General features: G+C 54.4%; 1 tRNA gene. It reads left to right on the top strand.

The window, feature by feature from the left end:
- Window positions 1-152: 152 nt before the first annotated feature.
- Window positions 153-228, top strand: a tRNA-Ala gene (locus tag L975_RS17125).

Below are 228 nucleotides of genomic sequence, written 5' to 3'. Positions count from 1 at the left end.
GGCTATAGCTCAGCTGGGAGAGCGCTTGCATGGCATGCAAGAGGTCAGCGGTTCGATCCCGCTTAGCTCCACCATCTGTCTTACGTATAGGATTCGCAGCATTATCGGTACCCATACCGATGATGTTAAGTTAAGCACTCTGATATAGCGATGGGGCTATAGCTCAGCTGGGAGAGCGCCTGCTTTGCACGCAGGAGGTCAGCGGTTCGATCCCGCTTAGCTCCACCA

It is taken from the genome of Plesiomonas sp. ZOR0011 (assembly GCF_000800945.1).
GTDB lineage: Bacteria > Pseudomonadota > Gammaproteobacteria > Enterobacterales > CAMTGL01 > Plesiomonas > Plesiomonas shigelloides.
The sequence above is the reverse complement of the archived record's forward strand: the minus strand, read 5'-3'. Positions and strand labels throughout refer to the sequence as shown.